Source organism: Robertmurraya siralis, from assembly GCF_005502275.1.
GTDB lineage: Bacteria > Bacillota > Bacilli > Bacillales > Cytobacillaceae > Robertmurraya > Robertmurraya siralis.
Map to the genome: position 1 here is coordinate 1 of NZ_SWLZ01000060.1, position 1454 is coordinate 1454.

Consider the following 1454-nt stretch of genomic DNA (forward strand, 5'->3'; position numbering starts at 1 on the left):
TGAACTGCCCCGTAAATGTTAGACACAATCTGACGTTTACGGGGGTTTTTTTATGTCCAAATTTACTGCAGAAGAAAGAATAAAAATAGTTTTACGGTATGTATATGGGAATGAGCCTATCAATGAGATTGCACGAGATGTTCAGGTAAACGCAGCTATTTTGAGTGGATGGATTCGTCTTTACGAACATCAAGGTATTGAAGCTTTTCAAAAAAACTATACAAGTTATTCCACTCCGTTTAAAATGGATGTACTAAATTATATGAACGAAACGGGCACATCTTCTATTGATACAGCTGCGATTTTTAATATCTCTTCTCCGGGAATGATACGAAATTGGAGATTAAAGTTGAAGCAAGATGGAATAAATGCCCTACAACCAAAGAAAAAGGGGCGTTTATCCATGAAGAAAGAAATAAAGAAAAGTGGAACAAAGAGAGATACTTCAACAGCAGTGGAAGATACAGTAGAAGCATTACAAGTGAAAGTGGAACGATTAGAAATGGAGAACACCTACTTAAAAAAGTTGAATGCTTTAGTTCAAATGCAGGAAAAATTACAAACAAAATCAAAGCGCAAGTAATTTTTGAACTAAAGGAGCAGTATGAGGTCGTGGAATTAGTTAAAGTCGCAGACATTCCACGTAGCACGTATTATTATTGGGAAAAACGATTGCATCAAGTAGATAAATATGGGGAAGTTAAAGAGGCAATCAAAGAGATTTATCATGAACACAAAGGTCGTTATGGGTACCGTCGAATAGCTAAAGAACTAGAGAAAAGAGGATTTCATCATAATCCGAAAACTATTAATCACCTAATGAATGAAATGGGACTAAAATGTCTGGTACGAATGAAAAAGTATCGATCTTACAAAGGCAATGTAGGGAAAATCGCCCCCAATCTATTAAATCGTGATTTTTCTGCCAAAAAAATGAACCAAAAATGGGTAACTGATGTTACAGAATTCCACCTTTTTGGAGAGAAACGCTATCTCTCTCCAGTACTTGATTTATGTAATGGTGAAATTATCGCTTATACCGTGATGAAACGCCCTGTTTATAAGTTAGTGGGAGATATGTTAGAGCAGGCGATTGAACGAATTCAACCGGGAGATCAAGTAATCCTCCATTCAGATCAAGGTTGGCATTATCAAATGAATCAATATCAAAAAACATTAGAACAGCATCAGATTACACAGAGCATGTCCCGAAAAGGGAATTGTTTGGATAATGCAGTCATAGAGAATTTCTTTGGCTTATTAAAGTCCGAACTCCTTTATTTACAGGAGTTTGACAGTATAGGGCATTTTGAAAGGGAGTTAGCGGACTATATATACTATTACAATCACAAACGAATGAAGGCAAAATTAAAAGACCTAAGCCCGGTGGAATACCGAACTCAAGTCTTAAAAGTTGCATAAAAATATTTGTCTAACTTTATTGGGTCAGTTCA

General features: G+C 35.9%; 1 protein-coding gene. It reads left to right on the plus strand.

Annotated features, from left to right (window positions below; genetic code table 11):
• Positions 1-52: 52 nt before the first annotated feature.
• Positions 53-1422 (plus strand): IS3 family transposase gene (locus FCJ93_RS24670; protein WP_137744930.1). Its coding sequence is split into 2 segments (ribosomal slippage): positions 53-518 and positions 518-1422, totalling 1371 coding nucleotides; the frame shifts between segments, so codons are not numbered across the junction.
• Positions 1423-1454 lie beyond the last annotated feature (32 nt).